Source organism: Cedecea sp. NFIX57, assembly GCF_900177785.1.
Lineage (GTDB): Bacteria > Pseudomonadota > Gammaproteobacteria > Enterobacterales > Enterobacteriaceae > Cedecea > Cedecea neteri_C.
This window is the reverse complement of sequence record NZ_FXAS01000117.1, coordinates 1-1,428: the sequence shown is the minus strand read 5'-3', so window position 1 is coordinate 1,428 and position 1,428 is coordinate 1. Positions and strand designations below refer to the sequence as shown.

The following is a 1,428-nucleotide window of genomic DNA, read 5'->3' as shown; positions in this document are numbered from 1 at the left end:
CGCTGAAAATGCCGACCTTTGAATGGGTTCATGTGCTGCTCCGTCAGCAAAAGGTGGCCATAATTTTATCACTTCCACATTTTTGCAACAGTGCCCAACAAACTGCGTCAGATTAAGCGTCGGGTGACCAGTCCTGACCTGGCGGGGGAGAAGCAGGCCCGTATCACCGAGCTGGATGATGCCCTGAAGCGTCTGGAAGACGAGCGACTGGATACCCTTCTGGACGAACAGCAGCAGAGCCTGACGTCTTTAGCCGGCGCGAAGGCCCGCCGGCAGAATACATACCACCAGGCGTTTATCCAGTGGTCTGTCAGCGGGAAAATGACGCCCATTCAGGTCATTCAGCTTGAAACGACACTTAAGCGGGAGCAACCCGGGCTGATAAGCCGTGACCCGGAGACATACTACCGGCTGCTCCTCGAGCGTGCCGGCGTTCTGCCGTAATCCCATCCAAATCCCTGCCCCAGATATTCCGACCGTGCCTGCGCGGGGCCGCCCCTCGGCCTTAAATCCGCCATCATGCGAATAAAACGCACTTACAGACCGATGTCGCCCCTTATCGTCCCCGTTCTGCCCGACCTCACACCGCAATAGCCCATATTTTCACCACCGCCAGCCCTGACAAATGAGATTAACTTCGAAGAGGTCAGTTAATTTCGAACACCCACCTGTATTCATAGCTAATTCCGAACGTAATTTCTGAACAAAAGGAGCCCTTTAAAAAGGGGGATACACTGAGCCAAAAATGGCTCAAATGTAGCACCCTCGCGTTGCTCGGGCAGAGAAAGCTCCTGGTTTTCATCCGGGTAACAAATCAATGGCTACACTAAGTACGGGTATTCCCCTGTATCTGTGTGAACCTCGATTCACTAATCTGTATGCTATTGGTTGTTTATTTCAGCCCCGCTGGCAGGTGGGGCTTTTTTATGCCCCCTCGCAGTGCACTAGTTACAACATTCAGCATAACCATCAGAAAAAACCCTGGCCCGTGCACATCAATGACGCCTGCGCCCAGCCCACCCTGAAAAGCGCCGCAGGCCCGGAACTGTGTCGCTTTTAAGATGGATGATGTAACTAAAGACTCGTGTTGCTTTGAGAAGTGTGGCTGGAGGGTGTGGCGTACACGCCCGTAAGCGGCCCTGCCGGCCCGCTAACGCGGAGATACGCCCCGACTGCGCACAGCAACTTCTGTATCGCTTTCAGCGGGTCTGGCTGAGCAGGGTGGGTGGGGCGATTGGTGAAATCTATCAATTGGGTAACCGGCTTCGCCGGGTTACGGCGCCCTTTACCCCCGGAGTACTCTTTGACTACGGCAGGCGCCTCCATGCCGCGTTGCGGCATTCAAAAATCAGCGACTGTTGTGAATATTTTCCTTTTGTTTCAGAAAAAAATCCATGCGAGCGTTGTCCGACATATTCGCCGGGAGCA

1 protein-coding gene is annotated in these 1,428 nt (G+C 54.0%); it reads left to right on the top strand.

Annotation, left to right across the window (positions count from 1 at the left end; translation table 11 throughout):
- Window positions 1-123: 123 nt before the first annotated feature.
- The gene (locus B9Y90_RS26120; RefSeq protein WP_139827523.1) at window positions 124-444 is read left to right on the top strand and encodes a hypothetical protein; all 321 of its coding nucleotides are present in this window, start codon (window positions 124-126) and stop codon (window positions 442-444) included.
- Window positions 445-1,428 lie beyond the last annotated feature (984 nt).